This is a genomic window from Micromonospora sp. SL4-19 (genome assembly GCF_047921475.1).
GTDB lineage: Bacteria > Actinomycetota > Actinomycetes > Mycobacteriales > Micromonosporaceae > Micromonospora.
Genome location: NZ_JBLROB010000030.1, coordinates 1 through 19,061 on the forward strand (window position 1 = coordinate 1; position 19,061 = coordinate 19,061).

At 71.3% G+C, this 19,061-nt stretch carries 20 protein-coding genes and 1 pseudogene; 9 read left to right on the forward strand and 12 right to left on the reverse strand.

The features are described from left to right. The 4 genes and pseudogenes from tnpB to ACNAVT_RS26065 all read right to left on the reverse strand — a co-directional run. The coding region (gene tnpB / locus ACNAVT_RS26050) for an IS607 family element RNA-guided endonuclease TnpB (protein WP_416299941.1) at window positions 1-924 on the reverse strand (924 nt) is incomplete at its 3' end. Beyond that, a pseudogene (locus ACNAVT_RS26055) lies at window positions 921-1,504 on the reverse strand (IS607 family transposase). The pseudogene ACNAVT_RS26055 and the gene tnpB, both read right to left, overlap by 4 nt. Before the next feature lie 205 nt (window positions 1,505-1,709). After that, the gene (locus ACNAVT_RS26060; protein WP_416299942.1) at window positions 1,710-2,051 is read right to left on the reverse strand and encodes an RNA polymerase sigma factor; all 342 of its coding nucleotides are present in this window, start codon (window positions 2,049-2,051) and stop codon (window positions 1,710-1,712) included. A 93-nt stretch (window positions 2,052-2,144) separates the two neighbouring features. Beyond that, window positions 2,145-3,506 carry a hypothetical protein gene (locus tag ACNAVT_RS26065; RefSeq protein WP_416299943.1) on the reverse strand — a complete coding sequence of 454 codons (1,362 nt, stop codon included), beginning with the start codon at window positions 3,504-3,506 and terminating at the stop codon, window positions 2,145-2,147. A 157-nt stretch (window positions 3,507-3,663) separates the two neighbouring features. Between ACNAVT_RS26065 and ACNAVT_RS26070 the strand changes: the two genes are divergently transcribed. Further along, on the forward strand, window positions 3,664-4,479 hold the full coding sequence (locus tag ACNAVT_RS26070; RefSeq protein WP_416299944.1) for a GNAT family N-acetyltransferase: 816 nt from the start codon (window positions 3,664-3,666) through the stop codon (window positions 4,477-4,479). Window positions 4,480-4,594: 115 nt separating this feature from the next. Here ACNAVT_RS26070 and ACNAVT_RS26075 read toward each other — a convergent pair whose 3' ends face one another. The 6 genes from ACNAVT_RS26075 to ACNAVT_RS26100 all read right to left on the reverse strand — a co-directional run bounded on the left by ACNAVT_RS26075 (window position 4,595) and on the right by ACNAVT_RS26100 (window position 9,752). Next, complete coding sequence (locus tag ACNAVT_RS26075; RefSeq protein ID WP_416299945.1) at window positions 4,595-5,239, reverse strand: class I SAM-dependent methyltransferase; 645 nt, start codon at window positions 5,237-5,239, stop codon at window positions 4,595-4,597. Between the two features lie 81 nt (window positions 5,240-5,320). Continuing rightward, window positions 5,321-5,650 (reverse strand): DivIVA domain-containing protein, encoded by a 330-nt coding sequence (locus tag ACNAVT_RS26080; protein ID WP_416299946.1) that lies wholly within the window; start codon window positions 5,648-5,650, stop codon window positions 5,321-5,323. A gap of 78 nt (window positions 5,651-5,728) precedes the next feature. Next, window positions 5,729-7,285 carry an FAD-dependent monooxygenase gene (locus tag ACNAVT_RS26085; RefSeq protein ID WP_416299947.1) on the reverse strand — a complete coding sequence of 519 codons (1,557 nt, stop codon included), beginning with the start codon at window positions 7,283-7,285 and terminating at the stop codon, window positions 5,729-5,731. A gap of 69 nt (window positions 7,286-7,354) precedes the next feature. Continuing rightward, a complete protein-coding gene (locus ACNAVT_RS26090) occupies window positions 7,355-7,924 on the reverse strand; it encodes a TetR/AcrR family transcriptional regulator (RefSeq protein ID WP_416299948.1) in 570 nt (189 codons plus the stop codon). After that, window positions 7,914-8,381: an SRPBCC family protein gene (locus ACNAVT_RS26095; protein ID WP_416299949.1), complete on the reverse strand. Its 468-nt coding sequence runs from the start codon at window positions 8,379-8,381 to the stop codon at window positions 7,914-7,916. Before ACNAVT_RS26095 ends, ACNAVT_RS26090 begins: the two co-directional genes overlap by 11 nt. 30 nt (window positions 8,382-8,411) lie before the next feature. Continuing rightward, on the reverse strand, window positions 8,412-9,752 hold the full coding sequence (locus ACNAVT_RS26100; protein ID WP_416299950.1) for a nicotinate phosphoribosyltransferase: 1,341 nt from the start codon (window positions 9,750-9,752) through the stop codon (window positions 8,412-8,414). A 241-nt stretch (window positions 9,753-9,993) separates the two neighbouring features. Here ACNAVT_RS26100 and ACNAVT_RS26105 point away from each other — a divergent pair, with 241 nt between their 5' ends. Continuing rightward, window positions 9,994-10,554, forward strand: a complete 561-nt coding sequence (locus ACNAVT_RS26105; protein WP_416299951.1) for a hypothetical protein — start codon at window positions 9,994-9,996, stop codon at window positions 10,552-10,554. A gap of 9 nt (window positions 10,555-10,563) precedes the next feature. Then, window positions 10,564-10,896: a putative quinol monooxygenase gene (locus ACNAVT_RS26110; protein WP_416299953.1), complete on the forward strand. Its 333-nt coding sequence runs from the start codon at window positions 10,564-10,566 to the stop codon at window positions 10,894-10,896. Between the two features lie 9 nt (window positions 10,897-10,905). On the opposite strand, the gene ACNAVT_RS26115 is transcribed toward ACNAVT_RS26110, so the two are convergent. Together ACNAVT_RS26115 and ACNAVT_RS26120 are read right to left on the reverse strand one after the other, a co-directional pair. Further along, the gene (locus ACNAVT_RS26115; RefSeq protein ID WP_416299954.1) at window positions 10,906-12,480 is read right to left on the reverse strand and encodes a Na+/H+ antiporter; all 1,575 of its coding nucleotides are present in this window, start codon (window positions 12,478-12,480) and stop codon (window positions 10,906-10,908) included. 120 nt (window positions 12,481-12,600) lie between these two features. Further along, window positions 12,601-13,221 (reverse strand): L-threonylcarbamoyladenylate synthase, encoded by a 621-nt coding sequence (locus tag ACNAVT_RS26120; RefSeq protein WP_416299955.1) that lies wholly within the window; start codon window positions 13,219-13,221, stop codon window positions 12,601-12,603. A gap of 128 nt (window positions 13,222-13,349) precedes the next feature. Here ACNAVT_RS26120 and ACNAVT_RS26125 point away from each other — a divergent pair, with 128 nt between their 5' ends. The 6 genes from ACNAVT_RS26125 (at window position 13,350) to ACNAVT_RS26150 (ending at window position 19,061) form a co-directional block, all read left to right on the forward strand. Continuing rightward, window positions 13,350-13,721 (forward strand): hypothetical protein, encoded by a 372-nt coding sequence (locus tag ACNAVT_RS26125; RefSeq protein WP_416299956.1) that lies wholly within the window; start codon window positions 13,350-13,352, stop codon window positions 13,719-13,721. 123 nt (window positions 13,722-13,844) lie between these two features. Further along, window positions 13,845-14,582 (forward strand): GntR family transcriptional regulator, encoded by a 738-nt coding sequence (locus ACNAVT_RS26130; RefSeq protein WP_416299958.1) that lies wholly within the window; start codon window positions 13,845-13,847, stop codon window positions 14,580-14,582. A gap of 151 nt (window positions 14,583-14,733) precedes the next feature. After that, a complete protein-coding gene (locus ACNAVT_RS26135; protein WP_416299960.1) occupies window positions 14,734-16,131 on the forward strand; it encodes an extracellular solute-binding protein in 1,398 nt (465 codons plus the stop codon). Then, entirely contained in the window at window positions 16,106-17,053 is a 948-nt protein-coding gene (locus tag ACNAVT_RS26140) for a carbohydrate ABC transporter permease (protein WP_416299961.1), read from the forward strand. The genes ACNAVT_RS26135 and ACNAVT_RS26140 overlap by 26 nt, the downstream gene beginning before the upstream one ends. After that, window positions 17,050-17,925 carry a carbohydrate ABC transporter permease gene (locus ACNAVT_RS26145; RefSeq protein WP_416299962.1) on the forward strand — a complete coding sequence of 292 codons (876 nt, stop codon included), beginning with the start codon at window positions 17,050-17,052 and terminating at the stop codon, window positions 17,923-17,925. The genes ACNAVT_RS26140 and ACNAVT_RS26145 overlap by 4 nt, the downstream gene beginning before the upstream one ends. Beyond that, a complete protein-coding gene (locus tag ACNAVT_RS26150; RefSeq protein WP_416299963.1) occupies window positions 17,925-19,061 on the forward strand; it encodes an ABC transporter ATP-binding protein in 1,137 nt (378 codons plus the stop codon). Before ACNAVT_RS26145 ends, ACNAVT_RS26150 begins: the two co-directional genes overlap by 1 nt.

Consider the following 19,061-nt stretch of genomic DNA (forward strand, 5'->3'; position numbering starts at 1 on the left):
CTCCACCACGATCGTGCCGTACTCACGAGCAAGGCGGGTTGTGAGCTTGTGCAGACCGTCACGGCGCAGGTTCGCCACCCGCGCATGCGCCTGGGCGACCTGCCTGCGTGCGCGTTCCCACCGCATCGAGGGCCGCTGACCGCTACGACGGTCTGGACCGACACGGCGGGACAACCGGCGAGCCAGACGCCGCATCCGCCGGGCCGCCTCCTCAAGGTGGCTCGGGTTGGGCTCCATCTTGCCGGTGGACAGCACCGCCAGGTGCGTGATCCCGACGTCCAGCCCAACCACCGCCTGCCGGCGAGCGGGGGTGCGCTCGGCCCGGTCGACCTCAACGCAGAACGCGACATGCCACCGCCCGCCGTCACGACGCACCGTCGCGGACAGGATCCGCGCCGTGTCCGCCTCCAGACGCCGGGCGAGCTTGCGGGCAGACTCGTGCAACTTCAACCGGCCCAGCCGGGGCAGCACGACGTGCTGGCGGTCCGGCTCCACCCGGATCGCGCCCGTGGTGAACCGGATGCTCGGCGTGCTGCGGCGCCGTGACTTGAACCGCGGGAACCCGACTCGCCGCCCCTTTCGCTTGCCGGTCCGCGAGTCGGACCAATTCTTCAAGCCGCAGGCCAGGGCGTCGAGGCCGGTGTTGAACGCCTCCTTGGAACACTCCGGCCACCACGGCGCCACGTCCGGCTTCGCCTGGTTCCACGCCTTGCGCAACGCCGGAAGATTCCACCCGACCGTCGGGGTGAGCAGTTCGTCGGGCACGCCGTAGGTGCGTTCCGCGGCGCGCTGGTCCATGACCGCCTTCACTCGGGCCAGGGCCCAGTTGTACGCCACCCGCGCCGCGCCGGCGTGCGCCAACACCGCCCGCTCCTGTGCCGGGGTCAGATCAAGCGCGTACCGGTACGCCTGCACCACCTTCACGCGGTGCCGCCATCGTTCATCGCCGCTGCGACGGCCCGCCGGGCCCGGTCGGCGGCGCCCCGACGCCCATAAAGGCGGACGCACAGGCCGGTCAGAATCTCGCTGACATCCCGCACCAGATCGCCGTCCACCTCCACCGGGTCCACCACCAGCAGCCGACGCCCCGAAGCAGCCAGCACCGCCTCCACACACTCGCCACCGAAACGGGCGAACCGGTCCCGGTGCTCCACCACAATGGTCGCCACCGTCGGATCGCGCAACAGGGCGAGGAACTCCTTGCGATCCCCGTCCAATGCGGACCCGACCTCGCTCACCACCCGCGACACGGCCAACTGCTGCCCGGTCACCCACATGGCACGCGCGCCACCTGCCGGTCCAGATCAGACCGCTGCTCCGCCGACGAGACCCGGGCGTACACCACCACCTGCGCAGTACTGGGCGCCGCCGCGGCCAGAGGCTCACCCACCACGATGAGCCGACCCAATCGGAACGTGGGAACAGGCAACGTCCCGGCCGCGTACTGCCGCCGCGCGGTCACATACGCGATGCCCTGCGACGCCGCCCACTCCTTCAGATTCACCCTGCCACCTATAGGACGCCAGAGCGCCCAAGGCGCGCGGCGCTAACTGCCATCAGCCCTCCCGGCGCTTGGTTCGGCAGCGGGCGGCGCAGCGCCGCGATGGCATAGGAGGTCTGGCTCTTGACGGTCCCGGTCGAGCAGCCCAGCGCCGCGGCGGTCTGCGCGACGTCGAGTTCTTCCAGTAACGCAGGACCAGCACCGCGCGCTACCCACGGGACAGCTTCGCCAGCGCAGCCAGCAGGTCGAGGCGGTGTTCCGCGTCGGCCAGTGGCGCCGTCGAGGGCCCGGTCACGTCTGCCACGGGCCGGACCCGGCGGGTCCAGGACCGCTCCCGCTCGGCCAGGTAGGCGTGGACCAGCATCACCCGGACGTAGCCGTCGAGCGAGTCCGCCGCCGACGCCTTGCGCCAATGCCGGTACAGCGCGACGAGGCACTCCTGCACCAGGTCGTCAGCGGCCGCCCACTGCCCGCACAGTCTGTACGCCAGCCGTCGCATCCACGTCATGCGTGCCTGCGCGTACTCGACGTACTCTCGTTCACTCCGCAACCCAGCCTCCCACCAACACTAGGAGTGGCCCGGGGCCTGTTTCGGTTGTGGCGGGTCGTGATCGAAGTCGCGTGGCATCCGTGGCACTGAGCATCACCGGGGGCCGGGCTCGCGGCTCGTGACGGCGAAGGCGCCGTCGCCGAGGGACAGCGATTCGCCCTCGGTGTACGAGACGGCGTGGGGGGCGGTGAGCGCGGCTGTGCGCAGCGACAGACGCGCGGGTCGCGGGAACTCCACCGCCCGCAGTCTCCACGTGTCCTCACTGTCGGGGACGGCGAGGTTGACCACCGCTGAAGCGTCGCGTACCTCGCCGAACGGGGCGTGGGCGGCGGTGTAGGCGGCCAACGTGAGTTGGGCCTGCGCCGGTAGGTCGACCACCGTGGGCCGGGGCGAGCTGGCCGGAACCACCGCTTGAACCCAGTGGTCATCTGCCAACCAGGCGGCCATCCGGCGGGCCACGCTGGGACTCCCGGTGAGCCATTCCTCGGCCAACCGTCGGAACGCACGGTCGCGCGCCGCCCCCCGCTGACCCGCGGCGGTGAGCACGCCGTCGCCGGCGCCCGCGAAGGCGTCGCACAGCTCCCGCAGCGGAACCCGGCCGACGGCCGACGCGTAGCGCACCGAACGGATCTCGAGCATCGCCTGGTGGAGCACGAAGGCCGCCTCCGTCGCCTGCAGTGGCAGCTTGATCCGTCGAGGCTTGCGCCGGGCGGCGCGGCGGTGTGGGGTGTACGCGTCCGCGGCCTGGCCGGCGTGCGACAGGTGCCACGACGGGTCGTCGAACCCGATGGTGGCCGAGGCGGCGCGAAGGTAACCCTGGGCGCCGAGGCGGACCTCGACTCCGGTGGCGTCGGCGGCCAAGGTCGCACCGGCCCCGTCACCGCTGTCGAACTCCACGGCCCACACGCCGCCGAGGAACAACTGAACGACCGCATCCCCATGGTCGCCCGGTGTGGCGTAGCGGCGCGGCGCCGCGAGAGCGATGTAGCCGGAGAGTTCCTGCCCGGCGCGTTCCACCCGCACGGTGCGGACCTGCGCGCGGGCCAGATCGTAGTCCTTCGCGACGCTCTCGACAGCCGCCGCGGTCAGCGGGATGGCGCCGGGCCAGACCTGCCCCTGGTAGTCGCGGTAGTGCACGACACGGTCGACGAGCGGGGGCAGCAGGGGCTCCAGCCGGTGTCCGGCGACTGCGGCCTGCTCGATCATCCACGCCCGGCGGGACTGTCCCAGGTCTGCCATCCATACCAGCGCAGCCTTCGCGCGCCGCTCACGCAGCCACGCCCCGCGACTGAGCGCCGCACCGAACAGCGGGAAGGTGTTGTTGTCCCAGACGTCCGCGATTTCGGCGACAGCCCACCGGTCGAAGCGGCGGCCATCGGCCGCCAGCTCTCCGATCCGGGCCACCGAGCGGTCCAGCAGTGCGGCGAACATCGACATGGCAGACGTCCCGGGCATAGCCGTGGAGCCTAACGGCGACCCGAGGTGCCCGTCCCAGCCACGGGCCTCGAGTCCGAGCCATCCGCGATCACCGCTTCGGTGCTGACGACGTAGCGACGGCATCAGCCACAAACTCATGCGCGAACGGCGAACAGACATGATGTGATGAACCGCTATGAATGAAGGGAAACAGCGGCTCGGCGGCCGCTCAGACCTGATGATCGCGATGGAGCAGAACCTCGCCGAGCATGCCTGTCACTTGCACCGGCATGTGGTGGGCTCGACCGTCATTGAAACCAACGACCTCCTGATCGCCGACAGCGGCTTGGACGACGACACCTTCAACATCGTTGCGGCGGCGCGTCTCACGCCGGACACCGCCTCGACCCGGATCACGCAGACCCTTCAGGCACTCGCCACCACCGGGCGTCCCTTCTCGTGGTGGGTGGGTCCGGCCTCCACACCAACGGATCTCGCCTCGCTCCTGGAAGGCGCCGGTCTCCAGGCATCCGAGACCGAGACCGGCATGTGGCAGGACCTACGTGAAGCCCCACCCCAGCAACCTGCTACGGATCTGGCCATCCGCCGGGTGAGGACCCCCGGCCAACTCGCCGATTACTCGACCGTCCTGGCTGCGAACTGGAACCCACCGGCTGCCACGGTGCGCCGCTTCTTTGCTGATGCCGCCGACTGGGCCCTCGCCCCCGATTGCCCCGCTCACTACCTGGTCGGCTACGTTGGCGGCCGCCCCGTCTGCTCGGCCGAGGTCTTTCTCCACTCGGGAGTCGCTGGGATCTACAACATCGCTACCCTGGCGACCGACCGTCGGCGCGGCTACGGCAGCGCCATCACCGTGGCGACCTTGCGCACCGCGTACGGCGCGGGCTACCGCACGGTGGTCCTGCAAGCCTCTTCCGAGGGCGAATCTGTCTACCGCCGGCTTGGCTTCCAACCCTGCGGCAGCTTCACCGAGTACGCCATCACGCCCTGAAACCAGATATCCACTCGCGCGGCGTGACCCGTCTTTGGCGGTCAGCCCCTGCTGGTCCTCGTTTCCCGCCCTCGCCGTCTCCTTCCCACTCGTGGCGCCACTGGATCCGTTCAGGCTAGGGCAGGCGGCGCGCGAAGAGGACGGCTCCTGGAACGCTCTCGTCCGGATCGATCATCATCTGCGCCTCGACCGTGAATTCGGCATCGCGTAGCCAGGCTGACACCTGGTCAGGCTGGCGGCGGTGGACGTGAACCTTCATCGGATGGCCGCCGTAGCCCTCTGTCTTTAGCCGCGATTCGCCGCCGACGTGAAAGCCGAGCAGCAGCGGTGCGCCGGGACGCAGCGCCCGCCGGAAGTGGCCGAGAACCCTGGGTACCGCGTCGTCGGGGATGTGAATCAGCGACCAGAAGGCGAGCAGGCCGGCAACCGAGGCGTCGGCGAGGTCCAGGTCCGTCATCGAGCCCACCTCGAACCGCACGCCGGGGTGGTCACGCCGAGCCACATCGACCATCGCGGGTGAAAGGTCGATGCCGAAGGCGTCGACACCCAGCTTGCGCAGGTGGGCGGTGACGTGTCCTGGTCCGCAGCCCACGTCAGCCACCGGCCCGCCGCCAGCGGCGTGAACCAGGTCGGCGAACAACGCCAGACTCGCTCGTAGGTAGGGCTTGCCAGCGAGAGCGTCGCGCAGTTGGTTGGCGTAGCTGACCGCGACCGTGTCGTAAGAGGTCCGAGTGTCAGCCAACCAGCCGTGATCGCTCATCCCGAACAGGGTAGTGACTGGATGATTCCGGCAGCCTCCATCGGCGTCGGGAGTCTCCGTCCTCCTGGAACGGAGAGGACCTCAGTGGCCATTGCCAAACAGCGGATCACCGATGGGCGGCCTCAAGCCCGCGCCGGCAACGGCAGCCTCAAGTCGTGCGAGCCGAATCTTGATCTCCTCAAGCTCCGCGGGCACCCCCGGGCCACTGCTTGGTGTGCCGGAGCCTCGGGGCGGAGGAGCGCTGTGGCCAAGTTGGGCACGCAGCGAGGTGACCTCCTCCGTCAGCGCGGCGATGGTCTGTTCGACGGCGTCCAGAAACGTGTCGACATCCTGCTCGTCGTACCCGCGCTTGCCTAGCGGAGGCTTCCTGAAGGCGACGTTCCGGACATCGGCTGGGGTGAGGTTGTGCATCGGTTTGTCTCCCCGGTCTGCGCTGGGGCTTGATCGTATGCGAGCCGCGCCAAGGGCGGCGGCACTGACCGGGGCGGATCAGCCGAGCCAGCGGCGCAGGTACACCGCCAACCCGGTGAGGTCCCCGCCGCCGGACCGGTAGCCGATGTGCCCGTCTGGGCGTACCAGGCAGAGGCCGGCCATGCCGGGAGCGAGGCCGAGGCGGTGGAGCGCCGGGCCGTCGTCGGCCGAGGTCAGCCGGTGCACGGTGACCTGGCGGGCGCGGGTCAGCCGCGCGATGGGGCCCGGTGGCCAGGCCGCGGGCGGACCGCACAGCAGCAGATGCCAGCCGGGCGGGGCGGTGAGCTCGTGCAGGGTGGTGCCGGAGGCCGGGGCGTCGGGCAGCCGGTCACCGGCCCGGGGCCCGGTGCGCGGCGCGGCCGGGCCCTGCGCCGACAGGGGACTGTGGCGGTAGCCGATGTTCAGTTGCGCCATCGTGCGGAAGGCGGTGGCGCGTACGCGCCTGGGGGTGAGCACGGCGGGCATGAGGACGGGAGCGATCCGGGTCCGGGTGAACCGGGCGAGCGGGCTGGTGGAGGTGGCGGCGGTGAACGCCCGGTCGGTGAAGCGCAGCACCATCCGGCCGACCGGTGCCCGTTCCGCCTCGTAGCTGTCCAGCAGTGCCGGGTCGGTGTTGCCCCGCAGCGCCTGGCTGATCTTCCAGCTGAGGTTGACGGCGTCCTGGATGCCGCTGTTCATGCCCTGCGCGCCGACCGGGCTGTGGATGTGGGCGGCGTCGCCGGCCAGGAAAACGGGGCCGGACCGGTAGCGGGTGGCTGCGCGGTGGTGCAGGCGGAAGTTCGTCATCCAGACCGGGTGGTGCAGTCGCAGCGTCGCGCCGGTGTAGTTGTCGGCGAGGTTCTGCACCTCGTCGAGGGTGAGCGGGACGCCCGGCGGGGTCTGGTCGGTGGATGGTCGCATGGCCAGCAGCCGCCAGGTCGCCGGGTGGCCGAGCGGGAAGAGCAGCAGCATCCCCTGACCTGCGAGGAAGGCGTGTGCGGCGTCGCTGTCGACGCCGTCGACCTCCAGGTCGGCCAGCACGAACGTCTGCGGGTACGTGCCGCCCTCGAACCCGATGCCGGTCAGCTGGCGGACCGTGCTGTGCGCGCCGTCGCAGCCCACCACGAACCGGGTCGGCAGCTGTTCGTCACGGCCGTCGCGGTGTCGCAGCGTCGCCACCGGCGCGTCGCCGGTGCGATCCAGCCCGGCCAGCTCGACGCCGCGCTCGACGGGAACCCCGGCCGCCGCCAGGCGCTCGCCGAGGATCCGCTCGGTCTCCGCCTGGGACAGCATCAGCAGGTACGGGTACGGGGTGTCCTGCAGGCCGAGGTCGAACAGCGGCACCGCCTGCTGCCGATTGTGGGCGTGCAGACAGATACGCACCGCTCGGTTGCCTTCGGCGACCAACTGGTCGGTGACGCCGAGGCCGGCGAGGACCTCCAGGGTACGGGGCTGGATCGCCAGCGCGCGGGATTCGTGCGCCCGGTCCAGCGCCCGGTCGACCACGCGTACCCGGACCCCGAGGGCGGCCAACTGCGCGGCCATGGCGAGTCCGGTCGGCCCCGCCCCGATCACCAGCACCTCGACCGCGTCCATGCACACCCCCACGCCGGGATCGGTGACTGCCTCCGCTGAGCGTGACGATATCGGGGCGCTTCCAGCAACTCACGCTGTCGACGGGGGCGGTGCCGTGATCAGACGCGCGAACAGGTCGGCCGCGGCGTCGAGGACGTCCCGGTCACCGGTGATCAGCAGGTCCAGCAGCAGGCCACGGGTCGCGGCGAGGCCCAGCCGGGCCCGCCGGCGGGCTTCGTCGGGGCCGTGTCCGAGCTGGATGAACATCTCCTCGACGGGGCCCGCCCAGGCGGCGATGACCGAGGCCCGGAACGGCTCGGTCCAGGATCGACCGAACAGCGCCTGCGCGTAGATTTCGAAGAACAACCGTTCCGCCGGGGCCAACTCCGGGTCGGCCAGGCGCTGCCAGAACTGCCGGCTCACCTCGACCGGGTCGTCCGTCTCCATGACGAGCGCGGTGAGCGCCGCGCGCTGCTCGGCCTCGATGCGCCGGACCACCTCCGCGAGCAGGCCCTCCCGGCTGCCGAAGTGGTAGATCAGCATCCGGTGGCTGGTGCCCGTACCGGAGGCGATCTCGCGCAGGCTGAGCTGGCTGAACCCGCCTTCCTTCAGGAAGGCGAGGCATCGGTCGAGCAGCGCCTCGCGGGCGTCACCGGCCACCGGTGGACGCCGCGCCGTCGTTCGCCGCCGCAGCGGCACCGGCCTCGGCGGCCGCCTTGAGCCCGGTCGCCTCCATCCGGAGGTACCGTCGCGTCCGCGCTGCGGTCAGCAGCGCGACCAGCCAGGCGAGGGCACCGCGCTGCTGGATGCCGATGCTGATCCGGGTCGTCCCGTCCGGCTGGCGGTCCACCCGGTGGTAGGCGACGGTGTGCACGCCGGGAACGTGTGAGTCCCATTGGAATGATGCGCCGTGTCGCACCTCGCAGACCCGCCACACGGTCGGCGGCAGGCCGGGCTGCCGGACGCGGAACCGGTTGCCCAGCTCCAGCGTCGGGCCGTCGAGGGGTTCCACGGCCGACATGGACGCCGTCCACTGGGGATAGGTCGTCACGTTCGCCACCGCGGCCCAGGCGTGCTCGAGGCCTGCCGTGGTGGTGATTGTCTGCGCGTAATCCATGTACCAGATGGTACACAGCCGCTACGGCGGTCAGTAGGTGCCACCGCGACCCAGTTGCGCGGCCACCCGGTCATGAAGCGCGGCCAGTGCCGGGCTCACCGTGGCGGCGAGCGGAACCGGGTCGGCCAGGCGACGCGCCGCGTCGGGTAGCCAGGCGAGATCGGCGTGGAACCGGTCCTGCGCGGCGCGCAGCTCGCCGGCCGGATCCGCGGCCTCGAGGCGGCGTCCGCCGCGCATGACCGGCACGAGCAGCGGTTCCCGGCCCGCCACAGACGGCTCGTTCCGCAGCCCGATCACGTCGCCGCTGGCCCCGGCGGGGTCACGGAAGACCTGCTTGGGGCCCGGCAGGGTGGCCTTGCCGGGCGACAGCTTGAGCACCGGCCGGTCGCCGACGGAGACAAGCTTGTACGCGCTGTCCAGCGACGGCGCGTCGTAGGAGACGCCCATCCTGGTGCCCACGCCGTACGCGTCGATCGGCGCACCCTGGGCGACGAGTGCGGCGATGACGTCCTCGTCGAGGCTGCCGCTGGCCACGATCTGCGCCTGCCACAGCCCGGCCTCGTCCAGGATCGCGCGGGCCTGCCTGGCCAGCGCGGCGAGATCACCCGAGTCGAGCCGGACCGCCACCGGCCCGGTCAGCCCGAGTTCGGAGATGACATCGACGGCGGCCCGGACGCCGGCGGGCGTGTCGTAGGTGTCGACGAGGAAGATCGGGTTCACGGGGAAGTCGGCGGCGAAGGCACGGAACGCGGCCCGCTCGTCGGTGAAGGCCTCGACGTACGAGTGGGCCATCGTCCCGGACGGTCGGAGTCCGTAGTGTCGGGCGGCCTCGACGTGGCTGGTCGCGGCGAAGCCGGCGATGGCCGACGCCCGGGCCACGCCCGCCCCGGCCTCGATGCCGTGCGTACGGCGGAACGCGAAGTCGATCAGCTGCGCGTCACCGGCGGCGAGCCGGCAGCGGGCGGCCTTGCTGGCCACCGTGGTGTGGAAGGTGATCAGATTCAACACCCCGGTCTCCACCAGCTGCGCCTCCGCGATCGGCGCGGTCACCTCCAGCAGCGGTTCGTCGGCGAACACCGCCCGGCCCTCCGGCACCGCCCAGACGTCGCCGGTGAACCGGAGCCCGGCGAGCGCCGCCAGGGTCGGCGGGTCGAGCCCGACGACATCGCGCAGGTAGCCCAGCTCGTCGTCGTCGAAGGCGAAGCTCTCCAGGAAGGCCAGCGCCTCGGCCAGGCCGGCCGCGACCAGGAACCCCCGCTGGGGCGGCAGGCGACGCACGAAAAGGCTGAACGTGGCGGGCTCCGTCATGCCGCGGCGCAGGTAGCTGGCCGCCATCCGCAGCTCGTACAGGTCGGTACGCAGTCCGCTCACGCCACCTCCTCGGCCACGTCACCACTGTGGTCGAGCGGGAGACGGGCCGGAGGAGAAACGGGGAGATCGATAGCGCCCGGCGAAGGGTCCGAGCTCGACCCGGGAGTTGCGGCCAATTAGCCCAGCGGGCAGCCCCGGTGAGGCCTAGAGTGCGGGCATGGGGGAAGCGGTTGCCGCATCCGCGGTGGCCATCATGGCCACCGTGATCGGTGTTGCCCCGACACCCACAACGAGCCCTCCGGTGGACGCCACACCCGTGCTGACGTCGACCCCGTTCGGCGCGCTGCCCGGGCAACGGGTGACGCACACGGTCACGATCGCCGGTACGGCGGCCCTCGCCGCCGCACGGATCACCTTCACCACCACCGCCGACCTGGAGGCCGTCACGGCTCGCGCCGAGCCGGGCTGGTGCGGGGTGACCGCCCGCGAGGTGGTCTGCGACCTCGGCGACGTACGCCTGGCCACCGGCTCGCCGGCACCACGGGTCACGATCACCGGGAAGGTCCGTTCGGATGCGGCACCCGGCGCGGTGGTACGCAACCTGGTCAGCCTCACCTCCGAGGAGCTGCCCGAGGACGAGGCCCAGATCGCCAGCAACGCCTACCTGGTTCCCGGCTCGACCCCGACACCCATTGATCCGCCGCCCGGCCCGGAGGCCGCGGCGGCTGCCAACCCGACGCCGGCCCGGTCGATGCGGGGCCCGACTGCCGTGGCACTGGTGGCGGCGGGCGTGGCCGCGGCCGGAGTGCTGCTGACACGCCGACGACTGCGGCACCGCCGCACCCGGGGTACCGGTCGGTAACCTGATCCCATGATCTTCATTACCGCGAAGTTCCGGGTGAAGCCGGAGGACGCCGACCGCTGGCCGCAGATCGCGGCGGAGTTCACCGAGGCCACCCGCGCCGAGCCGGGCTGCCTGTGGTTCGACTGGTCGCGCAGCCTGGACGACCCGGCGGAGTACGTGCTGGTCGAGGCGTTCCGGGACGACGCGGCCGGTGCCGCGCACGTGCAGTCGGAGCACTTCCGCACGGCGCAGCGGACCCTGCCGCCGCACCTGGCCGAGACGCCCCGGATCGTCAACGTGACCGTCCCGCAGCAGGGCTGGTCGCTGCTCGGCGAGATGGCCGTGCCCGAGGGCAGCTGACGTCCTCCGTCAGTCCTCGACCGTCGGACCGAGCAGCCGGATCTCCTCGATGTCCAGGGCTGCCTGCACCTCCCGCAGCACGGCGTCGTCGATCTGGTTGGTCCGGCGCAGTCGGGTGAGTTCCTGCCGCTTCTGGTCGAGGACGGCCAGCCGCAGCAGTCGGGCGTTCTCCCGCTCCTCCTCGGCCTGCTGATCCCTCGGGGACCGGATGTCCTCGAGGTGCTCCTGGTAGTCGGAGCGGAGCCGCTCGACGGCGTCCGTGGAGGCACCCACGTGGGCGGCCACCTGGGGCAGGGCGTCGAGCGCGGCCTCGGTGGCGCGGATACGCGCCCAGCGGAGCTCGTCCTCCCGCTCCTGGTCACCGCTCAGGCCGGCCCAGCCCACCACGGCCGGAAGCGTGGTGCCCTGGATCAGCATGGTCAGCACGATGACCGTGACGGTCACGAAGATGATCAGGTCGCGTTCGTGGACGGGCGTGCCGGCGCTGGTGGCGACCGGCACGGCGAGGGCGGCGGCCAGCGAGACCGCACCGCGGAACCCCGCCCAGCCGGCCGCGGTGCGGACCCGCCAGTCGAACCCGCGGCCGCGGCGGGACTCGCGCCGGTCGAGGCTCTGCAGGGTGGACGTGGCCAGGTGCACCCAGGCCATCCGGGTCACCACGACGACGACGGTCACCACCGCCGCGATGCCCAGCGACTGCGCCGGCGAGTGGCTGGTGATGCCGCGCAGGGACCGCGGCACCTGCATGCCGAGCAACACGAACAGACCACCGTTGACCATGAAGGTGGACAGGTCCCAGAACGCGTACGCGGTGACCCGCGAGCGGGCCCGCACGACCCGGGGCGCGGCCCAGGAGAGCAGCAGCCCGGCGACCACCACCGCCAGGACGCCGCTGGCGTGCACGCTGTCCGCGAGCAGGAACGCCACGAACGGGGTGAGGATACTGATCCCGCCCTCACGCAGCGGGTCGTCGACGTGCCGCCGGATCAGGATGGCGGCCCCGCCGACCAGCAGGCCGGCGACGACACCGACAGCGGCCGAACCGACGAACCCCCCGAGCAGCCCGAGCGCCCCGGGCACCGCGCCACCGACGATCACCCCGACCGCGACGGAGAAGAGCACCAGCGCCGTGCCGTCGTTGATCAGGCTCTCCGCGCGCAGCGTGGTGAGGATGCCGCGCGGCATCCGCTTGGCCAGGCCGGCGACGGCTGCGGCGTCGGTCGGCGCGAGCACCGCGCCGAGCACCCAGGCCGGCGCGGGTTCCACGCCGAGCGCCTGCGCGACGTACGCGACGGCGACCGTCGTGAGGATCACCAGCGCCACCGCCAGCAGGACGATCACGGTGAAGTTGGCCCGGATCTCCCGGATGCTGATGACGAGGCTCTCCCGGTAGAGGATCGCGGGAAGGAAGAGCAGCAGCACCACCTCGGGTGGGAGCAGCACGTGCGAGAACGGTGGAAGCAGTCCGAGCAGCGCGCCCATGGCGATGAGCAGGACCGGGGGCGCGACGCTGTAGCGGCCGCCGATCGTCGTGCCGATCAGCACCGTCGCGCCCAGCACCGCGATCAGCACGAGCGGTTCCACGCCGTACTCCCGTCACCCGATCGCCGTGGTGCGGCGGAGGATCACGGGTACGCCCGCCGCTCCAACATCGTGGTACGACAGGCGGACGGCGCGCGGACAAACCGCCTAAATACGACGGGCCTACTCGAACCGCGAAGGATCCCCGGCACCACGACGCAGGATCTCCGGTTCGGGTCCGGACAGGTCGACCACGGTGGTCGGCTCGATCCCGCACTCCCCCGCGTCCACCACGGCGTCGAGCTGGTGGTCGAGCCGTTCCTTGATCTCCCAGCCCTGGGTCAACGCCTCCTCCTCGCCGGGCAGCAGCAGGGTGCTGGAGAGCAGCGGCTCGCCCAGCTCGGCGAGTAACGCCTGGGTGACCGTGTGCTTCGGCACGCGCACCCCGACCGTGCGCTTGCGCGGCTCCTGGAGCCGGCGCGGCACCTCGTGGGTCGCCGGAAGGATGAAGGTGTAGCTGCCCGGGATGGCCGCCTTCACCAGGCGGAAGACCGAGTTGCTGATCTTGACGAACTGGCCGAGCTGGGAAAAGTCGCGGCAGACCAGGGTGAAGTGGTGCCGGTCGTCGAGCTTGCGGATCTCCCGGATCCGGTCCAGGCCCTCCCGGTTACCGACCCGGCAGCCGAAGGCGTAGCAGGAGTCGGTCGGGTAGGCGATCAGCCCGTCGTCGCGAATCAGGTCGACCACCTGCCGCAGGGTCCGCGGCTGGGGGTTGTCCGGATGCAGGTCGTAATACCTCGCCACGGCACCCAGCCTATTCCTCCACCCCGGCGACCCGCTCGACGCGGGGTACGCCACAATTTCGCGGATCGCAGGTTTGGCCGATGCCCGGACCGGAAAGGATGGGTCCCGCTCGAAGAGGGGATCTCATCATGTCCGACGCCAGCACAGACCGCGACGACCGTCCGGCCGAGGTGACCGACCCGCTGCTGTGGCGGCTCGCCGCCGCCGTGGCCGACACCCATCAGCCGGAGGAGAGCGGCGCCTGCGAGAGCGCGAGCTGCCTCGGCGCCGCGTGGCCCTGTGCCGCGTGGAACAGCGCACAGGAGGGGCTGCGGGTGGCACAGGTCGCACCACGCGCCCGCCAGCAGCTCAGCCGGTACGCCGCCGGCGAAGGGGCGCCGGTTGCGGCCGACCCGCAACGCCAGGGCCCGCCGTCCGGGTGGCCCGCCGCCCTGGCGCCACCCATGCCCTGGCAGCCGCAGCCCGGCCAAGCCCCGGCGAAGATCCCGCCCGCCGCCTGACCGGTAGGCGCATTGCGTCAACGCGTTGTCCTGACGTCCTGAGACTCTCCTCAGTCACCGCTTCGGTACAGTGGCGCCCATCATCGCGCCCCCACCCCGGGCATCCGTGACGAGGAGGTCCCCGTGACCGGCCCCGAAATCGTCGTTGACCGGAGCAGCCCGGTCCCCCTCTACTTCCAGGTCGCCGAGCAGTTCGCCGCCGCGATCCAGCGCGGCGAGCTGGCGCCCGGCGACCAGTTGGACAGCGAGCTGCGCCTCGCCGACCGGCTGGGCCTGTCCCGGCCCACCGTCCGGCAGGCCATCCAGCATCTGGTGGACAAGGGCATGATCGTGCGCCGCCGCGGCGTCGGCACCCAGGTCGTCCGCGGCCAGGTCCGCCGCGGCGTCGAGCTGACCAGCCTGCACGACGACCTCGCCCGGGCCGGGCGGCAACCGTCCACGTCGGTCCTGGATCTGGCCACCGTGGACTGCCCGGCGGCGGTGGCGAGCGCGCTCGGGGTGGCCGCCGGGAGCCCGGTGCAGCACCTGCGCCGGCTGCGGTTCGCCGACGGCGAGCCGCTCGCCGTGATGGAGAACTGGCTTCCGCTCGACCGGGCCCGCCTCACCCTGGACGCCCTGCAGGCCTCGGGCCTGTACGCCATCCTGCGTACGGCCGGGCTTCGGGTGCGCAGCGCCCACCAGCGGATCGGGGCCCGGGCCGCGACCACCGCGGAGGCGCAGATGCTCGGTGAACGGCGCGGCGCCCCGCTGCTGACCATGGCCCGCACCGCATACGACGACCAGGGCCGCCACCTCGAGCACGGTGAGCACATCTACCGGGCCTCCCGGTACGCGTTGGAGGTGACCGTGGCCGAGCGGTGAACCAGGTGTTTCACGCTCATTTCAGTGACAGGTATTTACGTCGTCAGGCTGTCATGACATTGTGGCCAGCAAGCACCGTCGGCGATCAATATTTGGCCGGCGGTCGACCCGCGAGTCTCTTCGAAGTCACTCCTTGCGAAGGGAACAGCCCATGTCAGTCACACCGAGACGCGTCACGGGTGTGCTCGCCGCGCTCACCGCCGTCACCCTCGCCACCACGGCCTGCGGTGGCGGCTCGGAGCCCGCCGGCAAGGACGCCAAGAACATCACCCTCACCATCTCCGCCAACGCCATCGCCGGCGGCAAGAACGCCACCAGCGCCGAGTGGATCGAGAAGTGGGTCATCCCACGGTTCATCGAGGCGCAGAAGTCCAAGGGCGTCACCGCCAAGGTGTCGTTCGTGCCCAGCGGCGTCGACGACGAGCAGTACAAGACCAAACTGGCCCTGGACCTGCGCTCCAAGGGCGGCGCCGACATCGTGTCGATCGACGGCATCTGGGTCGGCGAGTTCGTGCAGGCCGGCTACCTCAAGCCGCTGTCCGAGGTAGCCGGTGACCAGGCCGACAAGTGGGACGGCTGGTCGCAGATCCCGGACAGCGTGCAGGGCCTGGGCACGTTCGAGAGCAAGCGGTACGCCATCCCGCAGGGCACCGACGGCCGGGTCCTCTACTTCAACAAGAAGCTCTTCGCCCAGGCCGGCCTGCCCGCCGACTGGCAGCCGAAGAGCTGGCAGGAGATCCTCGACGCCGGCACCAAGCTCAAGGCGCTGCCCGGGGTGACGCCGATCCAGATCAACGCCGGCACCGCGATGGGCGAGGCCACCACCATGCAGGGTGCGCTGCCGCTGCTGGTCGGCGCCGGTGGGGAGATCTGGAAGGACGGCAAGTGGGCCGGCGCCAACCAGCAGGTCAAGGACGTGCTCGACTTCTACACCAAGGTCTACGGTGGTGGGCTCGGTGACCCGAAGCTCCAGCAGGAGGCCAAGGGGCGGGACAAGTCCTTCGAGGAGTTCGCCGCCGGCAAGATCGGCATCCTGGCCGAGGGCGACTACTTCTGGCGCAGCGTCATCAACCCGAAGGACGGCACGGCGAAGATGGCCGACCGGGACAGCACCGTCGGGTACGCGATGATCCCGGCCGAGCAGCCCGGCGCGGGCATCCGGGGGCAGGACTTCGTCAGCATGTCCGGCGGCGGCGTCGACGTGCTGAACCCCAACTCGAAGTACCCCTCGCAGGCGTTCGAGCTGCTGGCGTTCATGCACTCGGCGGAGGCCACCAAGGCGCAACTCGCTGGCGCCGCCCGGATCACCTCCCGGGCCGACGTCAACAAGGAGGTGCTGGCCGGCGACCCGATGCTCAACTTCGTCGCCGAGAAGGTGCTGCCGTTGACCGCGTACCGGCCGCCGCTGGCGGTCTACCCGCAGGTGTCGGTGGCGCTGCAGGAGGCGACGGCCGCCGCGGCATCGGGCAAGAGCGTCGACGAGGCGGCCTCGGCGTACCAGAAGAAGGTCGAGGGGATCGTCGGTGGTCCAGGTAACGTCTCGTCCTGACGAGACGGTCGAGGGAGCGCGCCCGGCAACGGGCGCCTCCCCCGCCCCCGACGCCGCCGGGCTGGGCCGGGCCCGCGCCGCCGGGTTCCTCGTCCCGAGCATGGTGTTGATCCTGCTCTTCCTCGTGCTGCCGGCCGCCTGGACGATCTACCTGGGCACCACCAACTACCGGCTCACCGGCCTGGCCGCGGCCCACCCGGAATTCGTCGGGCTGGACAACTACACCAAGGCGCTCACCGACGAGCGCTTCCGCACCTCGCTGCTGCTGACCCTGCAGTTCGTGCTCGGCTCGGCGGTGATCGGCCAGGCCGGCCTCGGCTTCGCCATCGCCTACGCGCTGCGCGACCGGCGGGGCCCGCTGCGCCGGGTGGTCGAGGCGTTCATCCTGCTGTCCTGGATCCTGCCCAGCTCGGTGGTCGCCTTCCTCTGGATCGCGCTGCTCGACCGGGACGCCGGCACCCTCAACGCCCTGCTCGGCACGCCCGGCATGGCCTGGCTGCTCGACCATCCGATGCTGTCGATCATCATCTTCAACACCTGGCGGGGCACCGCGTTCTCGATGATGCTCTATGCCGCCGCGCTGGAGAACGTGCCCCGCTCGCACCTGGAGACCGCCCGGCTGGCCGGCGCGTCCACCTGGCAGCAGCTGCGCGACGTGGTGTTCCCGCGCATCCGCGGCCACGTGCTGACGAACCTGCTGCTGATCAGCCTCTGGACGTTCAACGACTTCACGCCGTTCCTGATCACCGCGGGCGGCCCCGAGCAGCGTTCGGAGATCCTGGCGGTCTACGTATACAAGGTGGCGCTCTCCGGCGGCGAACTGGGCTTCGGCGCCGCGATCTCGTTCATCATGCTGCTGATCAACCTGGTCATCGCGCTGATCTACCTGCGCATGCTGGGCCGGCGGAAGGAGAGGGCGTGAGCACCGCCACCACGTCGGCAGACGCGGCCCGGACCGCGCCCGCAGCGCACGCGGCCGTGCGGCACGTGCTGGCCCGCATCGGGCGCTACGTCTTCCTCAGCCTCGTGCTGGCCTTCTTCGCCCTGCCGCTGCTCTGGCTGGCCACCGCGCCCTTCGACGACACCCCGACGATCGGCACCTCACTGCCGGACTTCACCCTCGACAACTTCCGCACCCTGCTGGACAACCCCTACGCGCTGACCTCGCTGGTCAACTCGGTCTGGCTGGCCGGCGGCACCGCCGTGCTGGTGGTGGTCTTCGCCGCGTTGGCCGCGTACGCGCTGAGTCGGGTCCGGGTGCCGGGCCGCGACGCGCTGCTCTACGGGCTGCTGCTGCTCTCGTCGATCGTGACCGGCACGGCCACCATGGTGCCGCTGTTCGAGCTGGCGTTCCGGCTCAACCTGATCGACTCCCGGCTCGGCGTGATCCTGGTCCTCACCGGCGGGCTGCTGCCCGCGGCGATCTTCATCCTCAAGGACTTCATGGACGCCACCCCCACGTCGTACGAGGAGTCGGCGCGGGTCTTCGGCGCCAGTGCGTTGCAGATCATGCGGCACATCGTGGTGCCGGTCGTCCGGCCCGGGCTGGCCACGGTGGGCGTGTGGGCGGTGGCGAACGTGTGGGGCAACTTCCTGGTGCCGTTCCTGCTGCTGCGCGGCCCGGACAAGGCCCCCGCCGCCGTGATCATGTACACCCTCTACACCGAGGGCGGGCAGGCCGACCTGCGGCTGCTCTCCACCTTCTCGCTGCTCTACTCGCTGCCGGTGGCGCTGATGTTCGTCTTCGTGAGCAGCAGGTACGGATTCCGCTTCCACGGAGGGATCAAGCGCTGATGTCCGCCATCACCCTGCGCGAGCTGACCAAGGTCTACCCCAACGGGGTACGTGCCCTGGACACCCTCGACCTGGAGATCGCCGACGGCGAGTTCTTCGCCCTGCTCGGCCCCTCCGGCTGCGGCAAGACCACCCTGCTGCGCACCATCGCCGGCCTGGAACTCGCCTCCGGCGGCACCGTGCACATCGGTGACCGTGCGGTAACCAACCTGCCGCCCGGCCAGCGCGACGTGGCAATGGTCTTCCAGGACTACGCGCTCTTCCCGCACATGACCGTGCGCGACAACATCGCCTACCCGCTGCGGATCAAGAAGGTCGGCCGGAGTGCCCGGCACGAGAAAGCCGCGAGCACCGCCGACGAGCTGGGCCTGTCGGCGCTGCTGGAACGCCGGCCCGGGCAGCTCTCCGGCGGCCAGCAGCAGCGCGTCGCCCTCGCCCGGGCGATGGCCTGCCACCCGCAGGTCTTCCTGCTCGACGAGCCGCTGTCCAACCTGGACGCTCGGCTGCGCCTGGAGGCGCGGACCTTCCTCAAGCGGCTGCAACGCGAGCTGGGCGTCACCACCGTCTTCGTCACCCACGACCAGGCCGAGGCGCTGGCCCTGGCCGACCGGATCGCGGTGATGGAGGGCGGGCGGATCCGGCAGGTCGGCACGCCCACCGAGGTGTTCCGCCGCCCGGCCAACACCTTTGTCGCCGGGTTCATCGGCTCGACCCCGATGAACCTGGTTCCCGCCCGGGTCGACGGCGACGCGCTGGCCGTCGCCGGGGTGCGGCTGGCGGCCCCCGAGGACGTCCGCGGCCGGCTCACCGACGGGCAGAGCGTGGTCTACGGAGTGCGGCCCGAATACCTCGACTACTCATCCGAGCCGGTCCCCGACGCCCTCACCGGCCAGGTCGTCGTCGTGGAGAACCTCGGCAGCTTCTCCCTGGTGTCGCTGGACGTGCCCGCCGAGGACGACACCGCCCACAGTGTCCAGGTCGTGGTGCCGGAGGGACGGGAACCGGAGGCTGGCGACACCGGCTGGGTGGTGCCGCGACCCGGCCGCGCCCTGGTCTACACCGACGGCGAGCTGGTGACCGGGGCGGCGGCGCCACCGGTGCCGGCGCCGCGTACCGGCGTCGCGGCGGAGGCCTGA

Coding starts and splice junctions, on each gene's coding strand:
- ACNAVT_RS26075 (WP_416299945.1), bottom strand. CDS start 5,239: ATGAGCGATCACGGCTGGTTGGCTGACACTCGGACCTCTTACGACACG.
- ACNAVT_RS26135 (WP_416299960.1), top strand. CDS start 14,734: ATGTCAGTCACACCGAGACGCGTCACGGGTGTGCTCGCCGCGCTCACC.
- ACNAVT_RS26080 (WP_416299946.1), bottom strand. CDS start 5,650: ATGCACAACCTCACCCCAGCCGATGTCCGGAACGTCGCCTTCAGGAAG.
- ACNAVT_RS26065 (WP_416299943.1), bottom strand. CDS start 3,506: ATGCCCGGGACGTCTGCCATGTCGATGTTCGCCGCACTGCTGGACCGC.
- ACNAVT_RS26125 (WP_416299956.1), top strand. CDS start 13,350: ATGTCCGACGCCAGCACAGACCGCGACGACCGTCCGGCCGAGGTGACC.
- ACNAVT_RS26095 (WP_416299949.1), bottom strand. CDS start 8,381: ATGGATTACGCGCAGACAATCACCACCACGGCAGGCCTCGAGCACGCC.
- ACNAVT_RS26110 (WP_416299953.1), top strand. CDS start 10,564: ATGATCTTCATTACCGCGAAGTTCCGGGTGAAGCCGGAGGACGCCGAC.
- ACNAVT_RS26070 (WP_416299944.1), top strand. CDS start 3,664: ATGAATGAAGGGAAACAGCGGCTCGGCGGCCGCTCAGACCTGATGATC.
- ACNAVT_RS26150 (WP_416299963.1), top strand. CDS start 17,925: ATGTCCGCCATCACCCTGCGCGAGCTGACCAAGGTCTACCCCAACGGG.
- ACNAVT_RS26085 (WP_416299947.1), bottom strand. CDS start 7,285: ATGGACGCGGTCGAGGTGCTGGTGATCGGGGCGGGGCCGACCGGACTC.